General features: G+C 54.4%; 21 protein-coding genes. 17 read left to right on the top strand and 4 right to left on the bottom strand.

What is annotated here, in order from left to right; genetic code table 11:
• Positions 1 to 2: 2 nt before the first annotated feature.
• From rbsA to kup, 3 genes are all read right to left on the bottom strand, one after another.
• The gene (gene rbsA / locus HWQ14_RS05215; protein WP_176611157.1) at positions 3 to 1,508 is read right to left on the bottom strand and encodes a ribose ABC transporter ATP-binding protein RbsA; all 1,506 of its coding nucleotides are present in this window, start codon (positions 1,506 to 1,508) and stop codon (positions 3 to 5) included.
• A gap of 7 nt (positions 1,509 to 1,515) precedes the next feature.
• Positions 1,516 to 1,935, bottom strand: coding sequence for a D-ribose pyranase (gene rbsD / locus HWQ14_RS05210; RefSeq protein ID WP_148420339.1), 420 nt, complete (start codon positions 1,933 to 1,935; stop codon positions 1,516 to 1,518).
• Between the two features lie 214 nt (positions 1,936 to 2,149).
• Positions 2,150 to 4,018 carry a low affinity potassium transporter Kup gene (gene kup, locus HWQ14_RS05205; RefSeq protein WP_176609146.1) on the bottom strand — a complete coding sequence of 623 codons (1,869 nt, stop codon included), beginning with the start codon at positions 4,016 to 4,018 and terminating at the stop codon, positions 2,150 to 2,152.
• A gap of 222 nt (positions 4,019 to 4,240) precedes the next feature.
• Here kup and ravA point away from each other — a divergent pair, with 222 nt between their 5' ends.
• Together ravA and viaA are read left to right on the top strand one after the other, a co-directional pair.
• Positions 4,241 to 5,737, top strand: coding sequence for an ATPase RavA (gene ravA / locus HWQ14_RS05200; RefSeq protein WP_176609145.1), 1,497 nt, complete (start codon positions 4,241 to 4,243; stop codon positions 5,735 to 5,737).
• The gene (gene viaA, locus HWQ14_RS05195) at positions 5,731 to 7,182 is read left to right on the top strand and encodes an ATPase RavA stimulator ViaA (RefSeq protein WP_176609144.1); all 1,452 of its coding nucleotides are present in this window, start codon (positions 5,731 to 5,733) and stop codon (positions 7,180 to 7,182) included. The genes ravA and viaA overlap by 7 nt, the downstream gene beginning before the upstream one ends.
• Here viaA and asnA read toward each other — a convergent pair whose 3' ends face one another.
• Positions 7,183 to 8,175: an aspartate--ammonia ligase gene (asnA, locus tag HWQ14_RS05190; protein ID WP_176609143.1), complete on the bottom strand. Its 993-nt coding sequence runs from the start codon at positions 8,173 to 8,175 to the stop codon at positions 7,183 to 7,185.
• 151 nt (positions 8,176 to 8,326) lie between these two features.
• Here asnA and asnC point away from each other — a divergent pair, with 151 nt between their 5' ends.
• The 15 genes from asnC to glmS all read left to right on the top strand — a co-directional run bounded on the left by asnC (position 8,327) and on the right by glmS (position 23,512).
• Positions 8,327 to 8,785 (top strand): transcriptional regulator AsnC, encoded by a 459-nt coding sequence (gene asnC / locus HWQ14_RS05185; protein ID WP_003862383.1) that lies wholly within the window; start codon positions 8,327 to 8,329, stop codon positions 8,783 to 8,785.
• 90 nt (positions 8,786 to 8,875) lie between these two features.
• Positions 8,876 to 9,325 (top strand): FMN-binding protein MioC, encoded by a 450-nt coding sequence (gene mioC, locus HWQ14_RS05180; RefSeq protein WP_176609142.1) that lies wholly within the window; start codon positions 8,876 to 8,878, stop codon positions 9,323 to 9,325.
• Positions 9,326 to 9,699: 374 nt separating this feature from the next.
• Positions 9,700 to 11,589, top strand: coding sequence for a tRNA uridine-5-carboxymethylaminomethyl(34) synthesis enzyme MnmG (gene mnmG / locus HWQ14_RS05175; RefSeq protein ID WP_148420344.1), 1,890 nt, complete (start codon positions 9,700 to 9,702; stop codon positions 11,587 to 11,589).
• A gap of 108 nt (positions 11,590 to 11,697) precedes the next feature.
• Positions 11,698 to 12,321, top strand: coding sequence for a 16S rRNA (guanine(527)-N(7))-methyltransferase RsmG (gene rsmG, locus HWQ14_RS05170; RefSeq protein WP_148420345.1), 624 nt, complete (start codon positions 11,698 to 11,700; stop codon positions 12,319 to 12,321).
• Between the two features lie 616 nt (positions 12,322 to 12,937).
• The gene (atpI, locus tag HWQ14_RS05165; RefSeq protein ID WP_003862375.1) at positions 12,938 to 13,318 is read left to right on the top strand and encodes a F0F1 ATP synthase subunit I; all 381 of its coding nucleotides are present in this window, start codon (positions 12,938 to 12,940) and stop codon (positions 13,316 to 13,318) included.
• Positions 13,319 to 13,326: 8 nt separating this feature from the next.
• Positions 13,327 to 14,142: a F0F1 ATP synthase subunit A gene (atpB, locus tag HWQ14_RS05160; RefSeq protein WP_148420346.1), complete on the top strand. Its 816-nt coding sequence runs from the start codon at positions 13,327 to 13,329 to the stop codon at positions 14,140 to 14,142.
• A 49-nt stretch (positions 14,143 to 14,191) separates the two neighbouring features.
• On the top strand, positions 14,192 to 14,431 hold the full coding sequence (atpE, locus tag HWQ14_RS05155) for a F0F1 ATP synthase subunit C (RefSeq protein WP_000429386.1): 240 nt from the start codon (positions 14,192 to 14,194) through the stop codon (positions 14,429 to 14,431).
• Positions 14,432 to 14,479: 48 nt separating this feature from the next.
• Positions 14,480 to 14,950, top strand: coding sequence for a F0F1 ATP synthase subunit B (atpF, locus tag HWQ14_RS05150; protein ID WP_013099406.1), 471 nt, complete (start codon positions 14,480 to 14,482; stop codon positions 14,948 to 14,950).
• Positions 14,951 to 14,964: 14 nt separating this feature from the next.
• Complete coding sequence (gene atpH / locus HWQ14_RS05145) at positions 14,965 to 15,498, top strand: F0F1 ATP synthase subunit delta (protein ID WP_003862369.1); 534 nt, start codon at positions 14,965 to 14,967, stop codon at positions 15,496 to 15,498.
• A gap of 12 nt (positions 15,499 to 15,510) precedes the next feature.
• Entirely contained in the window at positions 15,511 to 17,052 is a 1,542-nt protein-coding gene (gene atpA, locus HWQ14_RS05140) for a F0F1 ATP synthase subunit alpha (protein ID WP_006808751.1), read from the top strand.
• Positions 17,053 to 17,103: 51 nt separating this feature from the next.
• Entirely contained in the window at positions 17,104 to 17,967 is an 864-nt protein-coding gene (atpG, locus tag HWQ14_RS05135; protein ID WP_003862364.1) for a F0F1 ATP synthase subunit gamma, read from the top strand.
• A 31-nt stretch (positions 17,968 to 17,998) separates the two neighbouring features.
• Positions 17,999 to 19,381 carry a F0F1 ATP synthase subunit beta gene (atpD, locus tag HWQ14_RS05130; protein WP_176609141.1) on the top strand — a complete coding sequence of 461 codons (1,383 nt, stop codon included), beginning with the start codon at positions 17,999 to 18,001 and terminating at the stop codon, positions 19,379 to 19,381.
• A 20-nt stretch (positions 19,382 to 19,401) separates the two neighbouring features.
• Positions 19,402 to 19,821, top strand: a complete 420-nt coding sequence (locus HWQ14_RS05125; protein WP_176609140.1) for a F0F1 ATP synthase subunit epsilon — start codon at positions 19,402 to 19,404, stop codon at positions 19,819 to 19,821.
• A gap of 307 nt (positions 19,822 to 20,128) precedes the next feature.
• Complete coding sequence (gene glmU, locus HWQ14_RS05120) at positions 20,129 to 21,499, top strand: bifunctional UDP-N-acetylglucosamine diphosphorylase/glucosamine-1-phosphate N-acetyltransferase GlmU (protein ID WP_176609139.1); 1,371 nt, start codon at positions 20,129 to 20,131, stop codon at positions 21,497 to 21,499.
• A 183-nt stretch (positions 21,500 to 21,682) separates the two neighbouring features.
• Positions 21,683 to 23,512, top strand: a complete 1,830-nt coding sequence (glmS, locus tag HWQ14_RS05115; RefSeq protein WP_148420348.1) for a glutamine--fructose-6-phosphate transaminase (isomerizing) — start codon at positions 21,683 to 21,685, stop codon at positions 23,510 to 23,512.
• Positions 23,513 to 23,708 lie beyond the last annotated feature (196 nt).

Here is a 23,708-nt window from a genome sequence, read left to right as displayed (position 1 = left end):
TCTTACTCCTGATTCACGCGATTAAGCTTGCCCACAGCGGCAGCCATCAGAACTTCCTGGGTGGCCTGCTCGCGAGTGAATTCACCGCCGAGATGCCCTTCATGCATGACGATAATGCGATCGCTCATGCCTAATACTTCTGGCATCTCGGAAGAGACCAGAATGATGCTCAGACCGTCGGCCTTAAACTGGTTAATCAGCTGATAAATCTCTTTTTTGGCGCCCACGTCTACGCCACGGGTTGGTTCATCGAGGATCAGCACTTTCGGGCGCGTCATCAGCCCGCGGGCAATCGCCACTTTCTGCTGATTACCGCCGGACAACAGGCCAATCGCCTGCTCCATCGACGGCGTTTTAACATTAAAGAGACGGATAAAATCGCTGACCGCCTGCTGTTCATCTTTGTGCTTCAGGCTGCCGCCGCTGCGGCTGAAATAGCGCAGCGCGGTGAGTGACATGTTCTCTTTTACCGACATGCCCAGCACCAGGCCGTCGCGCTTACGGTCTTCGGAGATATAGACAATGCCGTTCGCCAGGCCATCCTGCGGCGAGCGGGTGACCACCTCGTGGCCGTCAAGAGTGACGTAACCGCTGGTGCGCGGCAGTGCGCCGTAGAGCACTTTCATAAGCTCGGTGCGCCCCGCGCCCATCAGGCCTGCGACGCCGAGGATCTCGCCCTGGCGCAGGGTAAAGGTCACGTCGTTTACGCCCGGCCCGCAGAGGTTATCCACCTTCAGGCGGATGTCGCCCGGCGCTTTGTCCAGACGCGGATACTGATCTTCAAGCTTGCGTCCCACCATCATTTCGATAAGCGAATCTTCCGTCAGCGTCGCCACTTCGCGCTCGGCGATAAATTGGCCGTCGCGAAAAACGGTGACGTCGTCGCAGATCTCGAAGATCTCTTTCATGCGGTGAGAGATATATACTATGCCGCGGCCCTGCGATTTCAGCTCGCGGATAACGCGGAACAGGGATTCGGTTTCCGTATCGGTCAGGGCGTCGGTCGGTTCATCCATAATGATGACCTTCGACTCAAAGCTCAGCACCTTAGCGATTTCCACCATCTGCTGATCGCCGATGGAGAGGTCCCCCACCAGCCGGTCGCTCTTAAAGCGCAGGTTCAGCTTCGCCAGCAGTTTGTCCGCTTCGGCGTACATGGTTTTCCAGTCGATTTTTCCGAACCGGTTAACGAACTCGCGGCCCAGGAAGATGTTCTCCGCAATGGTGAGCTGCGGGATCAGGTTTAGCTCCTGGTGGATAATGCCGATACCCGCTTCCTGCGAGGATTTCGGGCCGTTGAAGGTGGTCTCTTTACCCAGCCAGACGAGTGAACCGGCATCGCGCTGATAGATCCCGGTCAGCACTTTCATCATGGTGGATTTGCCGGCGCCGTTCTCGCCCACCAGCGCCATCACGCGTCCGGAATAAACGTTCAGCGCCGCGCCGGAGAGGGCTTTTACGCCCGGGAACGATTTATCGATCCCTTTGAGTTGCAGTAATGCGTCCATGATGGCCTCAGAAGGTGACGCCAGCACAGAGAATGATATTCGCATACGGGGAACACTCCCCGCTGCGAATCACCGCCTGACTGTCTGCGGTTTGTTGTTTGAACTTCTCGTGCGTTGTGTAACGAATTTCAATGGTGTTTCCCTGGTGCTGTTGCAGTTGCTCAATAAACGTGAGCAACGTTTCGTGGAGTTGCGGATTATGTTGTTTGATTTCCGCGGCGAGAATGGCCGTCTCAACCTGCATCTCCGCGGTCACCACTTCCAGTACCTGCATAAACGAGGGTACGCCCTGCGTTAACGCCATATCGATACGGGTTGTGCTGCGCGGAACCGGTAAGCCTGCATCGCAAACCACCAGCGTATCGGTATGCCCAAGGCGGGAAATAACCGATGAGATTTCTGAGTTGAGTACTGTGCCTTTCTTCATTTTTTGCTCCACTAGCGAAACGTTTCGCTAAAAACAGTGTAGCCGCAAGAGTGTTCAGAAAACCATCATGACGTAACGGATTTGTGATCGAAGTCGAAACGTTTCGCTAAGTGAAATGAGGCAGAAGGTAAATGCAAAAACGGTAACCCTGAGGTTACCGTTTTTTATGTTTGCGCCCTCTTACTCTGGAAAGCGCATCAGGCCACACGGAGGCTTAAATCTCGACCTGCGTCCCCAGCTCAATCACGCGGTTAGGCGGGATTTCAAACTGGTCAGGGGCGCGCAGGGCGTTACGCTGCAGGATCAAGTACAGCTTGCCGCGCAGGCGCAGATACCATGGGCGTTTTCCGATGATCAGCGACTCGTGCGACATAAAGAACGATATCTCCATCATGCGGCAGCTTAACCCTTCCAGGCCGCAGCGGTGGAACACCTCTTCCACGTTCGGCGTTTCGCGCCAGCCGTAGCTCGCCACCACGCGCCAGAAGGTCGGCGATAGCTGCTCAATCTGCACGCGACGCACGTTGTGTACATACGGCGCGTCTTCGGTGCGCAGCGTCAGCAGGATCACGCGCTCGTGTAGCACCTTGTTGTGCTTGAGGTTATGCATCAGCGCAAACGGGATCACGTTCAGCGCGCGAGACATATACACCGCGGTACCCGGCACGCGCACCGGCGGGGATTTCTCCAGCGAGGCGATCATCGCTTCCAGAGAGTTACCATGCTCGTGCATACGACGCAGCAGGCGGAAACGCTCGCTCTTCCACGTCGTCATCACAATAAACATCACCAGGCCCAGCGTCAGCGGCAGCCAGCCCCTGGAGACAATCTTGTCGAGGTTTGCTGAGAACAGCGGTACGTCGATGCAGAGGAAACCGGCCAGGATCAGCCCGACCAGGAACTTATTCCAGTGCCAGTTACGGTACGCCACCGTGGTGGAGAGCAGAGAGGTCAACACCATCGTTCCGGTCACGGCGATACCATACGCCGCCGCCAGGTTACTGGAGTGCTCGAAGCTGACGATAACAATCACCACAGCAAAATAGAGCAGCCAGTTGACGAACGGAATGTAGATCTGGCCTGACTCCATCTCCGAGGTATGAATAATGCGCATCGGGGAGAGATAGCCCAGACGCACAGCCTGACGCGTCAGGGAGAACACGCCGGAGATCACCGCCTGAGAGGCAATCACCGTCGCCAGCGTCGCCAGGATCAGCATTGGGACCAGCGCCCAGTCAGGAGCCAGCAGGAAGAACGGGTTTTTAATCGCTTCAGGATGTTCAAGCAACAGCGCGCCCTGGCCGAAGTAGTTCAGCACCAGTGAAGGCAGGACAAGGCTAAACCACGCTACGCGGATAGGGAGTTTCCCGAAGTGGCCCATATCCGCATACAGCGCCTCGACGCCGGTAATGGAAAGCACCACCGCACCCAGCGCCACGAACGACACCACTTTATATTCCAGGAAGAAATGCACCGCCCACATCGGGTTCAGCGCATGCAGGACATCCGGGTTGGCAATAATGCTGCGCAAGCCCAGCGCCGCCAGGATCAGGAACCAGGCCAGCATAATAGGAGCGAACAGCTTGCCCACCAGACCGGTACCGTGTTTTTGTATGGCAAACAGCAGTGTCAGCACGATAATAGCGAGTGGAACGACCCACGTATCAAGCTGCGGCGCGACAATCTCCAGCCCCTCTATGGCTGACATCACCGAAATCGCCGGCGTTATCACCACTTCCCCATAGAAGAAGCTGCCGCCTATCAGGCCGATAATGACCAGCACGGAGGTCATTCTTGCCGACGTATTGCGTCCGGCAAGGGACATCAGGGTCAGAATACCGCCCTCGCCCGCGTTATCAGCACGCATAACGAAAGAGAGATACTTAACGGAAACTACCAGGATTAGCAGCCAGAAGATGAGCGAGAGGAAACCAAATACGGCGTCGCGCTCTACACCAAAACCAAACTGACCGGACAAACATTCACGAAGCGTATAAAGCGGGCTGGTGCCGATATCACCGTAGACAACCCCGATCGCCGCAAGCGTTACTGCGGGTAATGATTGCTTATTATCAGTGCTCATAGACCAGTCTTTTCGTTTGAATAACAAATGTGTGCTTAGTCCCTTGGCCCACAAAAAGCGCACAGTATGCACGATTCAATGCAAAATCGTACCCCTAAATGCTGCCGCATTAATGTAGCGCAAAGAAAATAGCGCCGCACTTCAGCCTATTATCAGGCCAGACCGAAACGTCTATACTCGCTTCAATTAGCCGCCACGACGGCGAAAGGATGCAAAACTATTATGGCTCACTCACATTTATTAGCAGAAAGAATTTCCCGCCTCAGCAGCGCGCTGGAGAAAGGCCTTTTCGAGCGTAGCCACGCCATTCGCCTCTGTTTACTGGCGGCGCTGAGCGGTGAAAGCGTATTTCTGCTGGGACCGCCGGGCATTGCCAAAAGCCTGATCGCGCGCCGCCTCAAGTTCGCATTCCAGAACGCCCGCGCATTTGAGTATTTGATGACCCGTTTCTCCACGCCGGAAGAAGTGTTCGGGCCGCTCTCTATTCAGGCGTTAAAGGATGAGGGACGCTATGAGCGTCTGACGGCGGGCTATCTCCCTGAAGCCGAAATCGTCTTTCTTGATGAGATCTGGAAAGCCGGTCCGGCCATACTGAACACCCTGCTGACGGCGATCAACGAACGCCGGTTCCGCAACGGCGCGAGCGAAGAGAAGATCCCCATGCGCCTGCTGGTGGCAGCGTCAAACGAACTGCCCGAAGACGACAGCAGCCTGGAAGCGCTGTATGACCGCATGCTGATCCGCCTGTGGCTGGATAAAGTGCAGGACAAGTCGAACTTCCGTTCAATGCTGGTGAGCCAGCAGGACGAAAACGAAAACCCGGTGGCAGCGTCATTGCAGGTGACGGACGAGGAATACCACCAGTGGCAGGAGGAGATCGGCAAGATAAAGCTGCCGGATAGCGTATTTGAGCTTATCTTCATGCTGCGCCAGCAGCTTGATTTGCTGCCTTCCGCGCCGTATGTCTCCGATCGTCGCTGGAAAAAAGCGATTCGCCTGCTTCAGGCAAGCGCGCTGTTCAGCGGTCGCGATGCCGTCGCGCCAGTCGATCTGATCCTGCTGAAAGACTGCCTGTGGCACGACGCCGAAGGGATGAACCTGATGCAGCAGCAGCTGGACGTTTTGATGACCGGACACGCGTGGGGCCAGCAGTCGATGCTTAACCAGCTGGGAGCGATTGCCCAACGCCGCCTCCAGCTCCAGCAGCAGCAAAGCGATAAAACCGCGCTAAAGGTGAACCGCCTCGGCGGGATGTTCGCCCGTAAGCCGCACTATGAACTGCCGGCCGAACTGACCGATGACTCGCTCACCCTGCTTCTTCAGCAGCAGCTGAAGCTGCATGATATGCAGGTAGTGCACGTGACGATCGAACGTGTCGCGCTGGCGCAGTGGCTGGATAAAGGCGGCGAGATCCGCGGCAAGCTCAACGGAATTGGCTTTGCCCAGCCGCTGACGATGGAAGTCGACAGCAGCCAGCATCTGGTGATCCGCGACGTCAGCCTTCAGGGATCGCGCCTTGCGCTGCCGGGCACGGCCTCCGACAGTATCCCGGAGGAGATCAAACAGCAGCTGGAAGCGCTGGATGCCGAATGGCACCGGCAGCACACGCGCTTCAGCGAGCAGCAGAAATGCCTCTTTATCCATAGCGACTGGCTGGGCCGCATTGAAGCCAGCCTTCAGGACGTTGGCGCGCAGATCAAACAGGCGCGTCAATGCTAACGCTGGACACGCTCAACGTCATGCTGGCGGTTAGCGAGGATGGTTTAATCGAAGAGGTTGTTATCACCCTGCTTGCTTCACCGCAGCTGGCGGCCTTCTTTGAAAAATTCCCGAAGCTCAAAAGGGCAATGACGGACGATCTCCCACGCTGGCGCGATAACCTGCGGCAGCGGTTTAAGGAGACGGAAGTTCCGCCGGAGCTGACAGAGGAAGTTGCCGGCTATCAGCAGTGCCAGCGGCTTTCTACGCCGCAGTTTATTGCCCGGCTTCAGCAAACCCTGGCTCTGCTTGATAACGTTCAATCCCCGTTTGCCGGCCAGGCCAGAGCGCTGGTCACGGACAACCCTACCTTCACGCCCGCGCTGCACACGCTTTTTTTACAGCGCTGGCGGCTGAGCCTTGTGGTGCAGGCCACGACCCTTAACCAGCAGCTGCTGGAGGAGGAGCGCGAACAGCTGCTCAGCGAAGTGCAGGAGCGAATGACGTTAAGCGGCCAGCTGGAACAGGTGCTGGTGGAGAATGAAAACGCTGCCGGACGGCTCTGGGATATGAGTGCCGGGCAGCTAAAGCGTGGCGATTATCAGCTGATCGTGAAGTACGGCGACTTTCTGGCAGAGCAGCCGGAGCTGATGAAGCTCGCGGAACAGCTGGGCCGCTCCCGGGAGGCCAAATCGGTCCCAAAGAAAGATGCGCCGATGGAAACCTTCCGCACGCTGGTACGCGAACCCTCCACCGTGCCGGAGCAGGTGGATGGATTACAGCAAGGTGATGACATCCTGCGCCTGCTGCCTACGGAACTCGGCACGCTGGGAATGACCGAACTGGAGTACGAGTTTTATCGTCGGCTGGTGGAAAAACAGCTGCTCACCTATCGGCTGCATGGCGAAGCCTGGCGCGAGAAGATCGGCCAGCGCCCGGTTGTGCATCAGGACTTTGACGAGCAGCCGCGCGGGCCTTTTATTGTCTGCGTGGATACGTCCGGATCGATGGGGGGCTTCAATGAACAGTGCGCAAAGGCGTTCTGCCTGGCACTGATGCGCGTGGCGCTTGCCGACCGCCGTCGCTGCTACATCATGTTATTTTCCAGCGAAGTGGTGGGATACGAACTGACCAGCTCACAGGGACTGGAGCAGGCGATCCGCTTTTTAAGCCAGCGCTTTCGCGGGGGCACCGATCTGGCCAGCTGTTTTCGCAGCATCATTGAACGCATGCAGGGCGGCGACTGGTACGACGCGGATGCGGTGGTGATTTCCGATTTTATTGCCCAGCGGCTGCCGGACGATGTGGTGAATAAGGTGAAGGAGATGCAGCGCGTTCACCAGCACCGTTTTCATGCGGTGGCGATGTCGGCCCATGGAAAACCCGGCATCATGCGCATCTTCGATCATATCTGGCGCTTTGATACCGGGCTGCGTAGCCGCCTGCTCAGACGCTGGCGACGCTAGTTAAAGAAGAGAGCCGACGCTTTCACGTACCTGCTGCGGCCAGACGCCACACTGCACCTGGCCAATGTGGGACAGCTGCAGCAGCAGCATGGTCAGACGAGACTGGCCAATACCGCCACCGATGGTCTGCGGCATTTCACCGCGCAGCAGCGCCTGGTGCCACTCCAGCTTCAGACGATCTTCATCTCCGGTAATGGCCAGCTGACGCTTCAGCGCTTCGGCATCCACGCGGATCCCCATAGACGAGAGTTCAAACGCATCTTCCAGTATCGGGTTCCAGACCAGAATGTCGCCGTTCAGACCGGCATACTCGCTCTCGCCCACGGTGCTCCAGTCATCATAATCCGGCGCGCGGACGTCATGACGTTTACCGTCAGAGAGTTTGCCGCCAATGCCGATCAGGAATACCGCCCCCAGCTCTTTGGCGATCGCCCGTTCACGGCCTTTGGCATCCAGATCCGGGAAACGGCTCAGCAATTCCTGACTGTGAACAAAGTGGATCGTATCCGGCAGGAAAGGTGCCAGGCCAAACGCTTCGCTCACGGCGGCTTCAGTCGCTTTGATCCCCGCGTAAATTGCCTCAACGGTAGATTTCAGCGTACCGACGTGGCGCTCGCCGTCACCCATTACGCGTTCCCAGTCCCACTGGTCAACGTAGACAGAGTGAATCGGGGAGAGGCGGTCTTCATCGGGGCGAAGGGCTTTCATGTGCGTGTAGAGCCCTTCGCCCGCGCTGAAGTCGTGTTGCCCCAGGGTCTGACGCTTCCACTTCGCCAGTGAATGAACCACTTCGAACTGGGCGTCTGGCAGTGTTTTCACTTTCACCTGTACCGCTTTTTCGCAACCAGACAAGTTATCCTGCGTCCCGTCACCCACGCGGCTCAGAATCGGAGCCTGAACTTCAATAAGGCCAAGCTTCTCTTCCAGCTGGCGAGAAAAATGGGATTTTACGAAACTGATCTGGCGTTGTTTTGCGATGTAAGCGGTTTTCATTATTTATACTCCTGCGTCCTGTTAGTAATGATTAAGCAACAGAACCGGCACCTGATTCAATAACCCATCAACAAAAAGGCGCCTTCACTTTTGATTCGTTAAAATAAGGCGCTAGAATAGACATATTCATTAATCTTCATAAGAAAAAGCTATGGAAAATTATCAGATCGACAATCTGGACCGCGGCATCCTGGAAGCGCTGATGGCCAACGCGCGCACCGCGTATGCCGAACTGGCGAAACAGTTTGGCGTCAGCCCCGGGACGATTCACGTGCGCGTAGAGAAAATGAAGCAGGCAGGGATCATCACCGGCGCGCGCATTGATGTCAGCCCGAAGCAGCTCGGGTACGACGTTTGCTGCTTCATTGGCATTATTCTCAAAAGTGCCAAAGATTACCCTTCCGCGCTCGAGAAGCTGAACGCGCTGGATGAGGTCACCGAGGCGTACTACACCACCGGGCACTACAGCATCTTTATAAAGGTGATGTGCCGATCCATCGACGCCCTTCAGCAGGTACTTATCAACAAGATCCAAACAATCGATGAAATTCAGTCCACCGAGACGCTGATCTCCCTGCAAAACCCGATCATGCGTACTATCCGCCCGTGATCGGGCAAATTCATTCCCACATTTTCCACAGGTAGATCCCAGCTCGTTCACAGCGTACAATGTCCGCCTCTTAATCTGAGCGAGCGATCAATGGCGGACATTACTCTTATCAGCGGCAGCACGCTTGGCGGTGCTGAATATGTAGCGGAACATCTGGCCGAGAAGCTGGAAGACGCGGGCTTTTCCACGGAAACCCTGCACGGACCGCTGCTTGACGATCTCCCGACTGACGGGGTCTGGCTGCTGATCACCTCCACGCACGGCGCGGGCGATCTGCCGGATAACCTGCAACCTTTATATGACGAACTGCTGGAACAACAGCCCGATCTGTCAAACGTCCGGTTTGGCGCAGTCGGGATCGGCAGCCGTGAATATGACACGTTCTGTGGTGCAATAGAGAAAGTCGAAGCTGCGGTGACCGCTTGCGGAGCAAAACAGCTGGGTGAAACGCCGAAGATCAACATCCTCGATCATGACATTCCGGAAGATCCAGCCGAGATCTGGTTGGGTGAATGGAAAAATTTACTCAAAAACGATTAAAGATCGCGCGATCAGATGTGGATAACTCTGGTTAAAAGCTCGTATTAAGCCGTAGTTATCCAAAGTATAACCCTGAGACTGTTTTCGCCCTGTGTATAAAGTGGCGATCTGATCCCAGCTTATACGGTCCAGGATCACCGATCATTCACAGCAAACGATCCTTCCTAACTGCATGATCTTATTTATTGGATCGGACTTATCCACAAAGGTCTGCGATCCTAATAAGAGATCACAATAGAACAGATCTCTAAATAAAAAGATCTTCTTTTTAATAGCCCAGGATCCCAATGCTTTCTCGAAAGACTAAAGTTGAGTAGAATCCACGGCCCGGGCTTCAATCCATTTTCATACCGCTTTACGCGAGGCAGACCACCATGTTTTATCAGGATCCTTTTGACGTCATCATCATTGGCGGGGGTCACGCAGGCACTGAGGCCGCAATGGCCGCAGCGCGAATGGGTCAGCAGACCCTGCTTTTGACACACAATATCGACACGCTGGGACAAATGTCCTGTAATCCGGCGATTGGCGGCATTGGGAAAGGACACCTGGTAAAAGAAGTGGATGCACTTGGCGGCCTGATGGCGAAAGCGATCGATCGCGCTGGCATTCAGTTTAGGATACTAAACGCGAGTAAAGGTCCGGCTGTACGTGCCACCCGTGCACAGGCAGACCGCGTGCTTTACCGTCAGGCCGTGCGCACCGCGCTGGAGAACCAGCCGAACCTGATGATCTTCCAGCAGGCGGTTGAAGATCTTATCGTTGAGAACGATCGTGTTGTGGGTGCCGTGACCCAGATGGGGCTTAAGTTCCGCGCTAAAGCGGTGGTGCTCACCGTCGGGACATTCCTGGATGGCAAGATCCACATCGGTCTGGATAACTACAGCGGTGGCCGCGCCGGCGATCCGCCGTCCATTCCGCTGTCACGTCGTCTGCGCGAGCTGCCGCTGCGCGTGAGCCGCCTGAAAACCGGTACGCCGCCGCGCATTGATGCGCGCACTATCGATTTCAGCGTACTGGCGCAGCAGCACGGCGATAATCCGATGCCGGTGTTCTCGTTCATGGGCAATGCGGCGCAACATCCGCAGCAGGTGCCGTGCTACATCACGCATACCAACGAAAAAACCCATGACGTGATCCGCAATAACCTCGATCGCAGCCCAATGTACGCAGGCGTGATCGAAGGGATCGGGCCACGCTACTGCCCGTCGATCGAAGACAAGGTGATGCGCTTTGCCGATCGTAACCAGCATCAGATCTTCCTCGAGCCGGAAGGGCTGACCTCTAACGAAATTTACCCAAACGGCATCTCCACCAGCCTGCCGTTCGACGTGCAGATGCAGATAGTGCGCTCAATGCAGGGCATGGAGAACGCGAAAATCGTTCGTCCTGGCTACGCTATTGAGTACGATTTCTTCGATCCGCGTGACCTGAAGCCAACCCTGGAAAGCAAATTCATCCAGGGTCTGTTCTTCGCGGGCCAGATTAACGGCACGACCGGCTACGAAGAAGCCGCAGCGCAGGGTCTGCTTGCCGGTCTGAACGCCGCCCGTTTCTCTGCCGAGAAAGAAGGCTGGGCACCGGGGCGTTCCCAGGCTTATCTGGGCGTGCTGGTTGACGATCTCTGCACGCTGGGTACCAAAGAACCGTACCGTATGTTTACCTCTCGCGCGGAATATCGCCTGATGCTGCGCGAAGACAACGCCGACCTCCGTCTGACCGAAATGGGCCGCGAGCTGGGTCTGGTGGATGACGAACGCTGGGCGCGCTTCAACGAGAAGCTGGAACGCATTGAGCAGGAACGTCAGCGCCTGAAAACCACATGGGTAAACCCGCAGGCGGAAACCGCTGCCGAAGTAAACGCTCACTTAACTGCGCCGCTTTCGCGTGAGGCCAGCGGTGAAGATCTGCTGCGTCGTCCGGAAGTCACGTATGAGAACCTGGTCAAACTGACGGCGTTCGCGCCGGGCCTGGAAGACGCTGAAGCGGCTGAGCAGGTCGAAATTCAGGTGAAATACGAAGGTTACATCGCGCGCCAGCAGGATGAGATCGAGAAACAGCAGCGCAACGAAAATACGCTGCTGCCGGAAATGCTGGACTATCGTCAGGTGACGGGCCTTTCCAACGAAGTGATCGCTAAGCTGAACGATCACAAACCTGTGTCGATTGGCCAGGCCTCGCGTATCTCCGGCGTCACACCCGCCGCGATTTCGATTCTGCTGGTGTGGTTGAAAAAGCAGGGCATGCTCCGCCGTAGTGCGTAATGCCCTGAATATTGCCCGGTGGCGCTGCGCTTACCGGGCTTACTGAACCCCGTAGGGCGGGTTAGCGAAGCGTCACCCGCCGCTTAAGTATCTCAACAGGTATTCACCGTGCTCAATAAACTCTCTCGTCTGCTGGAACAGGCAGGTATTTCGCTCACCGATCACCAGAAAAACCAGCTGGTGGCCTACGTCGATATGCTGAACAAATGGAACAAAGCGTACAACCTGACTTCCGTACGCGATCCCAACGAGATGCTGATTCGCCATATTCTCGATAGCATCGTGGTGGCGCCGTATCTTAACGGTGAACGTTTTATCGACGTAGGTACGGGTCCGGGCCTGCCGGGGGTTCCGTTGTCCATTGTCCGTCCGGAGAGTCATTTCACGCTGCTGGATAGCCTGGGCAAGCGCGTTCGCTTTTTACGCCAGGTCCAGCATGAACTGAAGCTGGAAAACATTACGCCCGTGCAGAGCAGGGTAGAAGCGTTTCCGGCAGAGCCGCCGTTTGACGGGGTTATCAGCCGTGCCTTTGCCTCGCTCAACGATATGGTGAGCTGGTGTAAGCACCTGCCTGCAGAAAATGGCCGTTTTTATGCGCTTAAAGGTCAACTGCCGGGTGATGAAATTGAGCTGCTTCCGGACGGCTATACTGTCGAATCCATTGAGAAACTCCAGATTCCTCAGCTCGATGGCGAGCGCCATCTGGTTATAATTAAGCCAAACTCTTTTTAAAAAATTAATAAAAAATGTGGAATTTGTGCTGTTCTGATCGTGTTAAAAAACAGCACTTCCAGCCAGAACGGACGCTGGTTAATTTAACCTTGTTGTTACTATGGATTTTCTTGTGGTTAACCTTATCTTATTCATTCACCATGAAGATAATCAACAATGAAAATATCAGCCTGCTAAAAGTGGGTGCTGGCAACCAGAATGTGATGTTAAATATTTATTAAGAATGTCAATAAAAGGTTTTTGTTGTAGATAAGCCTGTTTTAAAAATAGTTGCGAATTTTTATCTTGAATTTCATAAAGATGGAATAAAGCGTTTTACGTCTTTGATAAATACAACTTTATCGCAAATGTGCAATTTGTGATCTTGTGCACGCTTTATCATCAACGTTTTCGCGCTGTTTGCAGTTTCGCCTGAAGGTCGACGCTTTGGTCAAAAGTTGAAAAATAGCGCTGGGGAAAAATATTTAAACATTTATTCACCTTTTCGCTACTTAATGTTTGAAATCACGGGTACGCACCGTATAATTTGACCGCTTTTTGATGCTTGACTCTGAGCCTTAAAGGACGTTTTATACGACACGCGGCATACCTCGAAGGGAGCAGGAGTAAAAACGTGATGTCTGTGTCGCTCTTGAGTAGAAACGTTGCTCGTAAGCTTCTGTTCATTCAGTTTCTGGCTGTGATAGCAAGTGGACTGCTGTTTAGCCTCAAAGACCCCTTCTGGGGCATCTCCGCCGCGTGCGGGGGTTTGGCGGTAGTGCTGCCAAACGTGTTGTTTATGATTTTTGCCTGGCGTCATCAGGCGCATACACCTGCCAAAGGCCGCGTGGCCTGGTCCTTCGCTCTCGGCGAAGTGTGTAAGGTGTTGCTGACCTTTGCATTGCTGGTGATGGCGCTGGCGGTTTTGAAAGTGGTATTCATGCCGCTGATAGCAACGTGGGTTTTGGTGCTGGTGGTACAAGTTCTGGCTCCAGCTGTAATCAATAACAAAGGGTAAAAGGCATCATGGCTTCAGAAAATATGACGCCGCAGGATTACATAGGTCACCATCTGAATAACCTTCAGTTGGACCTGCGTACATTCTCGCTGGTGGATCCACATCACCCCCCGGCCACCTTCTGGACGATCAACATCGACTCCATGTTCTTCTCGGTGGTTTTGGGTCTTCTGTTCCTGGCCATGTTCCGCAGCGTTGCTAAAAAGGCGACCAGCGGTGTTCCAGGGAAATTCCAGACGTTCGTTGAGATGATCATCGGCTTCGTTCATGGCAGCGTGAAAGACATGTACCATGGTAAGAGCAAGCTGATTGCTCCGCTGGCCCTGACCGTGTTCGTTTGGGTGTTCCTGATGAACCTGATGGACCTTCTGCCTATCGATTTCCTGCCGTGGATCGGCGAGCATGTCTTCGGTCTGCCTGCTCTGCGCGTGGTTCCGTCTGCGGACGTGAACATCACCCTGTCGATGGCGCTGGGCGTGTTTATCCTGATTCTTTTCTACAGCATCAAAATGAAAGGCGTAAGCGGCTTTGTGAAAGAGCTTACCTTGCAGCCGTTCAACCACTGGGCGTTTATTCCGGTCAACCTGATCCTGGAAGGCGTTAGCCTGCTGTCCAAACCTGTTTCACTGGGTCTGCGACTGTTCGGCAACATGTATGCGGGTGAGCTGATTTTCATTCTGATCGCGGGTCTTCTGCCGTGGTGGTCACAGTGGATTCTGAATGTGCCATGGGCCATTTTCCACATCCTGATCATTACGCTGCAAGCCTTTATCTTCATGGTTCTGACGATCGTCTATCTGTCGATGGCGTCTGAAGAGCACTGATTTTTTACCAACACTACTACGTTTTAATTGAAACAAACTGGAGACTGTCATGGAAAACCTGAATATGGATCTGCTGTACATGGCTGCCGCTGTGATGATGGGTCTGGCGGCTATCGGTGCTGCGATCGGTATCGGCATCCTCGGAGGTAAATTCCTGGAAGGCGCAGCGCGTCAACCGGATCTGATTCCTCTGCTGCGTACTCAGTTCTTTATCGTTATGGGTCTGGTGGATGCAATCCCAATGATCGCTGTAGGTCTGGGTCTGTACGTGATGTTTGCTGTCGCGTAGTAGTTGTTTTAAAACCCCAAGCCACAGAAATTTAAGAGGTATTGTGCTGTGAACATGAACGCAACAATCCTCGGCCAGGCCATCGCGTTTATTATCTTTGTCTGGTTCTGCATGAAGTATGTATGGCCGCCTTTAATGGCTGCCATCGAAAAACGTCAGAAAGAAATTGCTGACGGTCTGGCTTCCGCAGAACGCGCTAAGAAAGATTTGGACCTTGCACAGGCCAACGCGACAGACCAGCTGAAAAAAGCGAAAGCTGAAGCTCAGGTAATCATTGAACAGGCTAACAAACGCCGTTCACAGATCCTGGACGAAGCCAAAGCTGAAGCAGAACAGGAACGTACTAAGATCGTGACACAGGCTCAGGCTGAAATTGAAGCTGAGCGTAAACGTGCTCGTGAAGAACTGCGTAAGCAGGTTGCGATTCTGGCTGTTGCTGGCGCCGAGAAGATCATCGAACGTTCCGTGGATGAAGCTGCTAACAGCGACATCGTGGACAAACTTGTCGCTGAACTGTAAGGAGGGAGGGGCTGATGTCTGAATTTGTTACGGTAGCTCGCCCCTACGCCAAAGCAGCTTTTGACTTTGCTGTCGAACACCAAAATGTCGATCGCTGGCAGAACATGCTGGCGTTTGCCGCTGAGGTGACGAAAAACGAACAAATGGCCGAGTTGCTTTCCGGTGCGTTAGCACCTGAAACTCTCGCCGCGTCGTTTATCGCCGTGTGCGGAGAGCAACTGGATGCCAACGGCCAGAACCTGATTAAGGTAATGGCAGAAAATGGTCGTCTCCGTGTGCTCCCGGATGTTCTCGAGCAGTTTGAGCACTTACGTGCCCTTAGTGAAGCAACCGCTGAAGTTGAAGTAACTTCCGCGACTGAACTGAGTGACGAACAGCTTGCGAAAATCACTGCCGCGATGGAAAAACGTCTGTCACGCAAAGTTAAGCTGAATTGCAAAATCGATAAGTCTGTAATGGCAGGCGTAATCATCCGCTCGGGTGATATGGTCATTGATGGCAGCGTACGCGGCCGTCTTGAGCGCCTTGCAGACGTCTTGCAGTCTTAAGGGGACTGGAGCATGCAACTGAATTCCACCGAAATCAGCGAACTGATCAAGCAGCGCATTGCTCAGTTCAGTGTTGTGAGTGAAGCTCACAACGAAGGTACTATTGTTTCTGTAAGTGACGGTGTTATCCGCATCCACGGCCTGGCCGATTGTATGCAGGGTGAGATGATTTCCCTGCCGGGTAACCGTTACGCTATCGCACTGAACCTGGAGCGCGACTCCGTAGGTGCAGTTGTGATGGGTCCATACGCTGACCTCGCCGAAGGCATGAAGGTTAAGTGTACTGGCCGTATTCTGGAAGTGCCGGTTGGCCGTGGCCTGCTGGGTCGTGTTGTTAACACCCTGGGTGCGCCAATCGACGGTAAAGGTCCGGTTGAGCACGATGGCTTCTCCCCAATCGAAGTTATCGCACCGGGCGTTATCGACCGTCAGTCCGTTGATCAGCCAGTGCAGACTGGTTATAAGTCCGTTGATGCCATGATCCCAATCGGTCGTGGTCAGCGTGAACTGATCATCGGTGACCGTCAGACCGGTAAAACCGCGATGGCAATCGACGCCATCATCAACCAGCGTGACTCCGGCATCAAATGTGTGTACGTGGCTATCGGCCAGAAAGCGTCCACCATTTCCAACGTGGTTCGTAAACTGGAAGAGCACGGCGCGCTGTCTAACACCATCGTTGTTGTGGCTACCGCTTCTGAATCCGCTGCACTGCAATACCTGGCACCATACGCCGGTTGCGCAATGGGCGAATACTTCCGTGACCGCGGTGAAGATGCGCTGATCGTATACGATGACCTGTCTAAACAGGCCGTTGCTTATCGTCAGGTTTCCCTGCTGCTCCGTCGTCCACCAGGACGTGAAGCATTCCCGGGCGACGTATTCTACCTCCACTCTCGTCTGCTGGAGCGTGCTTCCCGCGTTAACGCGGAATACGTCGAGAACTTCACCAAAGGTGAAGTGAAGGGTAAAACGGGTTCTCTGACCGCGCTGCCGATCATTGAAACCCAGGCGGGTGACGTTTCTGCGTTCGTTCCGACTAACGTAATCTCCATTACCGATGGTCAGATCTTCCTGGAAACCAACCTGTTTAACTCCGGTATTCGTCCGGCGGTTAACCCGGGTATCTCCGTATCCCGTGTTGGTGGTGCTGCTCAGACCAAGATCATCAAGAAACTGTCCGGTGGTATCCGTACCGCGCTGGCACAGTATCGTGAACTGGCTGCGTTCTCTCAGTTCGCATCCGATCTGGACGAAGCAACCCGTAAACAGCTGAGCCACGGTCAGAAAGTGACCGAGCTGCTGAAGCAGAAACAGTACGCTCCAATGTCTGTTGCTCAGCAGGGCCTGGTACTGTTCGCGGCTGAACGCGGTTACCTCGAAGATGTGGAACTGGCGAAAATCGGTAGCTTCGAAGCCGCTCTGCTGGCTTACGTCGACCGTGATCACGCTCCGCTGATGCAAGAGATCAACCAGACCGGTGGCTATAACGACGAAATCGAAGGCAAGCTGAAAGCTATCCTCGATTCCTTCAAAGCAACCCAATCCTGGTAATCGTCCGGCGGCTTGTCTCAGGACAAGCCGCCTGGCATTGAGGAGAAGCTCATGGCCGGCGCAAAAGAGATACGTAGTAAGATCGCAAGCGTCCAGAACACGCAAAAGATCACTAAAGCGATGGAGATGGTCGCCGCTTCCAAAATGCGTAAATCGCAGGATCGCATGGCGGCCAGCCGTCCTTATGCAGAGACCATGCGCAAAGTGATTGGTCACCTTGCAAACGGTAATCTGGAATATAAGCACCCTTACCTGGAAGAACGCGACGTTAAGCGCGTAGGCTACCTGGTGGTGTCGACTGACCGTGGTCTGTGTGGCGGCTTGAACATTAACCTGTTCAAAAAACTGCTGGCGGATATGAAAGGCTGGTCCGATAAAGGCGTTCAGTGCGATCTGGCACTGATTGGCTCTAAAGGCGTCTCTTTCTTTAACTCCGTTGGCGGCAACATTGTCGCTCAGGTGACCGGTATGGGTGATAACCCGTCCCTGTCCGAACTGATCGGCCCGGTTAAAGTGATGTTGCAGGCCTATGATGAAGGCCGTCTGGACAGACTGTACGTTGTCAGCAACAAATTTATTAACACCATGTCTCAGGTGCCAACGCTCACTCAGATGCTGCCTTTACCGGCATCAGAAGATGACGAGCTGAAACAGAAAGCCTGGGATTACCTGTATGAACCCGATCCGAAACCGCTGCTGGATACCCTGCTGCGTCGTTACGTTGAATCTCAGGTTTATCAGGGCGTTGTAGAAAACCTGGCCAGCGAGCAGGCCGCACGAATGGTGGCGATGAAAGCCGCGACCGATAATGGCGGCAGCCTGATTAAAGAGCTGCAGTTGGTTTACAACAAAGCTCGTCAGGCCAGCATTACTCAGGAACTCACCGAGATCGTCTCGGGGGCCGCCGCGGTTTAACCAGGTTTACGAATTACGTAGAGGATTCAAGATGGCTACTGGAAAGATTGTCCAGGTAATCGGCGCCGTGGTGGACGTCGAGTTCCCTCAGGACGCCGTACCACGCGTGTACGACGCGCTTGAGGTACAGAATGGTAACGAGAGCCTGGTGCTGGAAGTTCAGCAGCAGCTCGGCGGCGGTATCGTGCGTACCATCGCCATGGGTTCTTCCGACGGTCTGCGTCGTGGTCTGGAAGTTAAAGACCTTGAGCACCCGATCGAAGTCCCGGTAGGTAAAGCAACACTGGGTCGTATCATGAACGTATTGGGTCAGCCAATCGACATGAAAGGCGACATCGGTGAAGAAGAGCGTTGGGCTATCCACCGCGCGGCACCTTCCTACGAAGAGCTGTCCAGCTCTCAGGAACTGCTGGAAACCGGCATCAAAGTTATCGACCTGATGTGTCCGTTCGCGAAGGGCGGTAAAGTTGGTCTGTTCGGTGGTGCGGGTGTAGGTAAAACCGTAAACATGATGGAGCTGATCCGTAACATCGCGATCGAGCACTCCGGTTACTCCGTGTTTGCGGGCGTAGGTGAGCGTACTCGTGAGGGTAACGACTTCTACCACGAAATGACCGACTCCAACGTTCTGGACAAAGTTTCCCTGGTTTACGGCCAGATGAACGAGCCACCAGGAAACCGTCTGCGCGTAGCGCTGACTGGTCTGACTATGGCTGAGAAGTTCCGTGACGAAGGCCGTGACGTTCTGCTGTTCGTTGATAACATCTACCGTTATACCCTGGCCGGTACGGAAGTATCCGCACTGCTGGGTCGTATACCTTCTGCGGTAGGTTATCAGCCAACGCTTGCGGAAGAGATGGGTGTTCTTCAGGAACGTATCACCTCTACCAAAACCGGTTCTATCACCTCCGTTCAGGCGGTATACGTACCTGCGGATGACCTGACTGACCCATCTCCAGCAACCACCTTTGCTCACTTAGATGCAACCGTGGTACTGAGCCGTCAGATCGCGTCTCTGGGTATCTACCCGGCCGTTGACCCGCTGGACTCCACCAGCCGTCAGCTGGATCCACTGGTTGTTGGTCAGGAACACTACGACACCGCGCGTGGCGTACAGTCCCTGCTGCAACGTTACCAGGAACTGAAAGACATCATCGCCATCCTGGGTATGGATGAACTGTCTGAAGAAGACAAACTGGTGGTAGCACGCGCGCGTAAGATTCAGCGCTTCCTGTCCCAGCCGTTCTTCGTTGCGGAAGTATTCACCGGTTCTCCAGGTAAATACGTTTCCCTGAAAGACACCATCCGTGGCTTTAAAGGCATCATGGAAGGCGAATACGATCACCTGCCAGAGCAGGCGTTCTACATGGTTGGTTCCATCGAAGAAGCCGTGGAAAAAGCCAAAAAACTTTAACGCCTTAATCGGAGGGTGATATGGCAATGACTTACCACCTGGACGTCGTCAGCGCAGAGCAACAAATGTTCTCTGGTCTGGTCGAGAAAATCCAGGTAACGGGTAGTGAAGGTGAACTGGGTATTTTCCCGGGTCACGCACCGCTGCTCACCGCCATTAAGCCTGGTGTGATCCGCATCGTTAAACAGTTCGGTCACGAAGAGTTTATCTATCTGTCCGGCGGCATTCTTGAAGTGCAGCCTGGCAGTGTGACCGTTCTGGCCGATACCGCTATTCGTGGCCAGGATCTCGACGAAGCGCGAGCCCTGGAATCGAAGCGTAAGGCTGAAGAGCACATTAGCAGCTCTCATGGTGACGTGGATTACGCTCAGGCGTCTGTGGAGCTGGCCAAAGCGATCGCCAAACTGCGCGTTATCGAGTTGACCAAAAAAGCGATGTAACACCGGCTTGAAAAGCACAAAAGCCAGTCTGGTTCCCAGGCTGGCTTTTTTTATGGCTCCGTCCAGGGGCTGAACTTTATTCATGCAGCAAAAAAATAGCTAACCTGTTGTCGCTGCTGGTTACTTACCGTGGGAATGCTATATTCCAGAGAAAAAGGGGTTTACTCAGCCCCTAAAGATGGCCTCAAATAGCCATTACAGGCCGATGTTGAACGTTTTAACACCACTCCATTTTTTTGCGCAAAATATGTAGAATTTTCAACATCAAAGGGTTTAACTTCTCACATAAATTACAGTCAGGACGCGTATGTTGAATAATGCGATGAGCGTGGTCATCCTTGCCGCTGGCAAAGGCACCCGCATGTATTCCGATCTTCCTAAAGTGCTCCACACACTGGCAGGAAAGCCTATGGTGAAGCATGTCATTGATGCAGCAAATGAATTAGGTGCCAGCCAGGTACATCTGGTTTATGGCCATGGCGGTGATTTGCTGAAAAAAACGCTGCATGACGATAAGCTCAACTGGGTGCTACAGGCAGAACAGCTCGGTACCGGTCACGCAATGCAGCAGGCTGCACCCTTCTTCGCCGATGACGAAGATATCCTTATGCTTTACGGCGACGTCCCGTTGATTTCTGTAGAAACCCTGACTCGCCTGCGTGAAGCCAAACCGCAGGGCGGCATTGGGTTGCTAACCGTTGTACTGGACGATCCGAGCGGCTATGGCCGTATTACCCGTGAAAACGGCAACGTGACGGGAATTGTCGAGCATAAAGATGCCAGCGAAGCGCAGCGTAAAATTCAGGAGATCAACACCGGTATCCTGATTGCGAACGGTGCCGATCTGAAGCGCTGGCTGTCGAAGCTCGACAACAACAACGCCCAGGGTGAGTACTACATTACCGATATTATTGCGATGGCGTACCGTGAAGGGCGTGAAATTGCCGCCGTTCATCCGGCACGCATCAGCGAAACGGACGGGGTTAACAACCGTTTGCAGCTGTCCCGCCTTGAGCGTATTTACCAGGCCGAGCAGGCTGAAAAGCTGCTGCTGGCGGGCGTGATGCTGCGCGATCCTGCGCGTTTCGATCTGCGCGGCACGCTGGCCCACGGGCGCGACGTTGAAATTGATACTAACGTTATCCTGGAGGGTAACGTGACGCTGGGCAATCGCGTCAAAATTGGCGCCGGCTGCGTGATTAAAAACAGCATTATCGGTGACGACTGCGAAATCAGCCCGTACAGCGTGGTGGAAGATGCGCATCTTGAAGCGGCGTGCACCATCGGTCCATTTGCGCGTCTGCGCCCGGGCGCCGAGCTGCTGGAAGGCGCTCACGTGGGCAACTTCGTCGAAATGAAAAAAGCGCGTCTGGGCAAAGGCTCCAAGGCTGGTCATCTGACCTATTTGGGCGATGCAGAAATTGGCGATAACGTGAACATTGGTGCAGGTACCATCACCTGTAACTATGACGGTGCCAATAAGTTTAAAACCATCATCGGCGACGACGTGTTTGTTGGCTCAGACACGCAGCTGGTGGCGCCCGTCACTGTAGGTAATGGCGTGACCATTGCTGCCGGAACGACCGTAACGCGCGACGTAGCGGATAACGAGTTAGTGTTAAGCCGCGTGCCACAGGTACACAAGCAGGGCTGGAAACGCCCGGTGAAGAAAAAGTAACGACAATATACACCCCTCACCCCTATGGGGAGAGGGCCGGGGTGAGGGGATAATATAATCCTCCCCCCACAGGCAGTACCCATAACAATAACCCCACTCTCTACAAGGCTCGGGGCGCCCGGAAAGGGCAAATACAGGTCAGCGACAACGCATGGCATAACGCCATAATCAGGAAATCTAACTATGTGTGGAATTGTTGGCGCAGTTGCGCAGCGTGATATTGCTGAAATCCTTCTCGAAGGTTTACGTCGTCTGGAATACCGTGGCTATGACTCTGCCGGTCTGGCCGTTGTTGATGCAGAAGGTCATATGACCCGTCTGCGTCGTCTCGGTAAAGTGCAAATGCTGGCCCAGGCCGCGGAAGAACATTCCCTGCACGGTGGCACCGGTATCGCGCATACCCGCTGGGCGACCCACGGCGAGCCGTCTGAAGGCAACGCGCACCCGCATGTGTCTGAACACATTGTGGTAGTGCATAACGGCATTATCGAAAACCACGAACCGCTGCGCGAAGAGCTGAAAGCGCGCGGCTATACCTTTGTCTCTGAAACTGACACCGAAGTGATTGCTCACCTCGTACACTGGGAGCTGGCACAGGGCGGTACGCTGCGTGAAGCGGTGCTGCGCGCTATCCCTCAGCTGCGCGGTGCTTACGGCACGGTAATTATGGACTCCCGCGATCCGTCCACGCTGCTGGCCGCGCGTTCCGGTAGCCCAATGGTGATCGGTCTGGGCATGGGCGAAAACTTTATCGCTTCCGACCAGCTGGCGCTGCTGCCGGTTACCCGCCGCTTCATCTTCCTGGAAGAGGGCGACATTGCCGAAGTTACGCGTCGCAGCGTGACCGTATTCGACACCAAAGGCGAGCAGGTTAAGCGTCAGGAGATCGAATCAAACCTGCAGTACGACGCGGGCGACAAAGGCGCCTACCGTCACTACATGCAGAAAGAGATCTACGAGCAGCCAAACGCGATTAAAAACACCCTGACCGGGCGCATCAGCCACGGTGAGGTGGATCTGAGCGAGCTGGGCGCAAACGCCAACGAGCTGCTGGGCAAGGTTGAGCACATTCAGATCGTGGCCTGCGGTACCTCTTACAACTCCGGTATGGTCTCTCGCTACTGGTTTGAATCTCTGGCTGGCGTGCCGTGCGACGTGGAAATTGCCTCTGAATTCCGCTATCGCAAATCCGCGGTGCGTCGTAACAGCCTGATGATCACCCTTTCCCAGTCTGGCGAAACGGCGGATACCCTGGCGGCGCTGCGTCTGTCTAAGGAGCTAGGCTACCTGGGCTCGCTGGCAATCTGTAACGTGCCGGGCTCCTCGCTGGTGCGTGAGTCCGATCTGGCGCTGATGACCAAAGCGGGCACCGAAATCGGCGTGGCCTCCACCAAAGCGTTTACCACTCAGCTGACCGTTCTGCTGATGCTGGTGGCAAAACTGGCTCGTCTGAAAGGCCAGGATGCTTCCGTTGAGCACGACATCGTGCACGGCCTGCAGGCGCTGCCGAGCCGTATCGAGCAGATGCTGTCTCAGGACAAACGCATTGAAGCGCTGGCTGAAGACTTCTCTGACAAACACCATGCCCTGTTCCTGGGTCGTGGCGATCAGTACCCGATTGCGCTGGAAGGCGCGCTGAAGCTGAAAGAGATCTCCTACATCCACGCTGAAGCTTACGCCGCAGGGGAACTGAAACACGGCCCGCTGGCGCTGATCGACGCGGATATGCCGGTTATTGTCGTGGCACCAAACAACGAACTGCTGGAAAAATTGAAATCTAACATCGAAGAAGTGCGCGCCCGTGGCGGTGTTCTGTATGTCTTCGCGGATAAAGATGCCGGTTTCGCCAGCAGCGACAACATGCACATCATCGAGATGCCGCATGTGGAAGAGGTGATTGCGCCGATCTTCTACACCGTACCGCTGCAGCTGCTGGCTTACCACGTCGCGCTGATCAAGGGCACCGACGTTGACCAGCCGCGTAACCTGGCGAAATCCGTTACCGTAGAATAATCCTTCCAGGCTCCACCATCCGGTGGGGCCTTTTTTATGACAATCCGTCATTTTCAGCTATTTTATCAGTGTCACATAAAGAAAATATTACTGAAAACAGGCTGTCATGTTATCTGGTAATCTCTTGATAAATAAAGAGAGTTTGACTTGTTTTTAAGTGAAATTTTCTTTGTCATAAAACTGTCATAATTCGTAC

This window comes from Enterobacter cloacae (assembly GCF_013375935.1).
GTDB lineage: Bacteria > Pseudomonadota > Gammaproteobacteria > Enterobacterales > Enterobacteriaceae > Enterobacter > Enterobacter pasteurii.
This window is presented reverse-complemented; position numbering and strand designations above follow the sequence as displayed.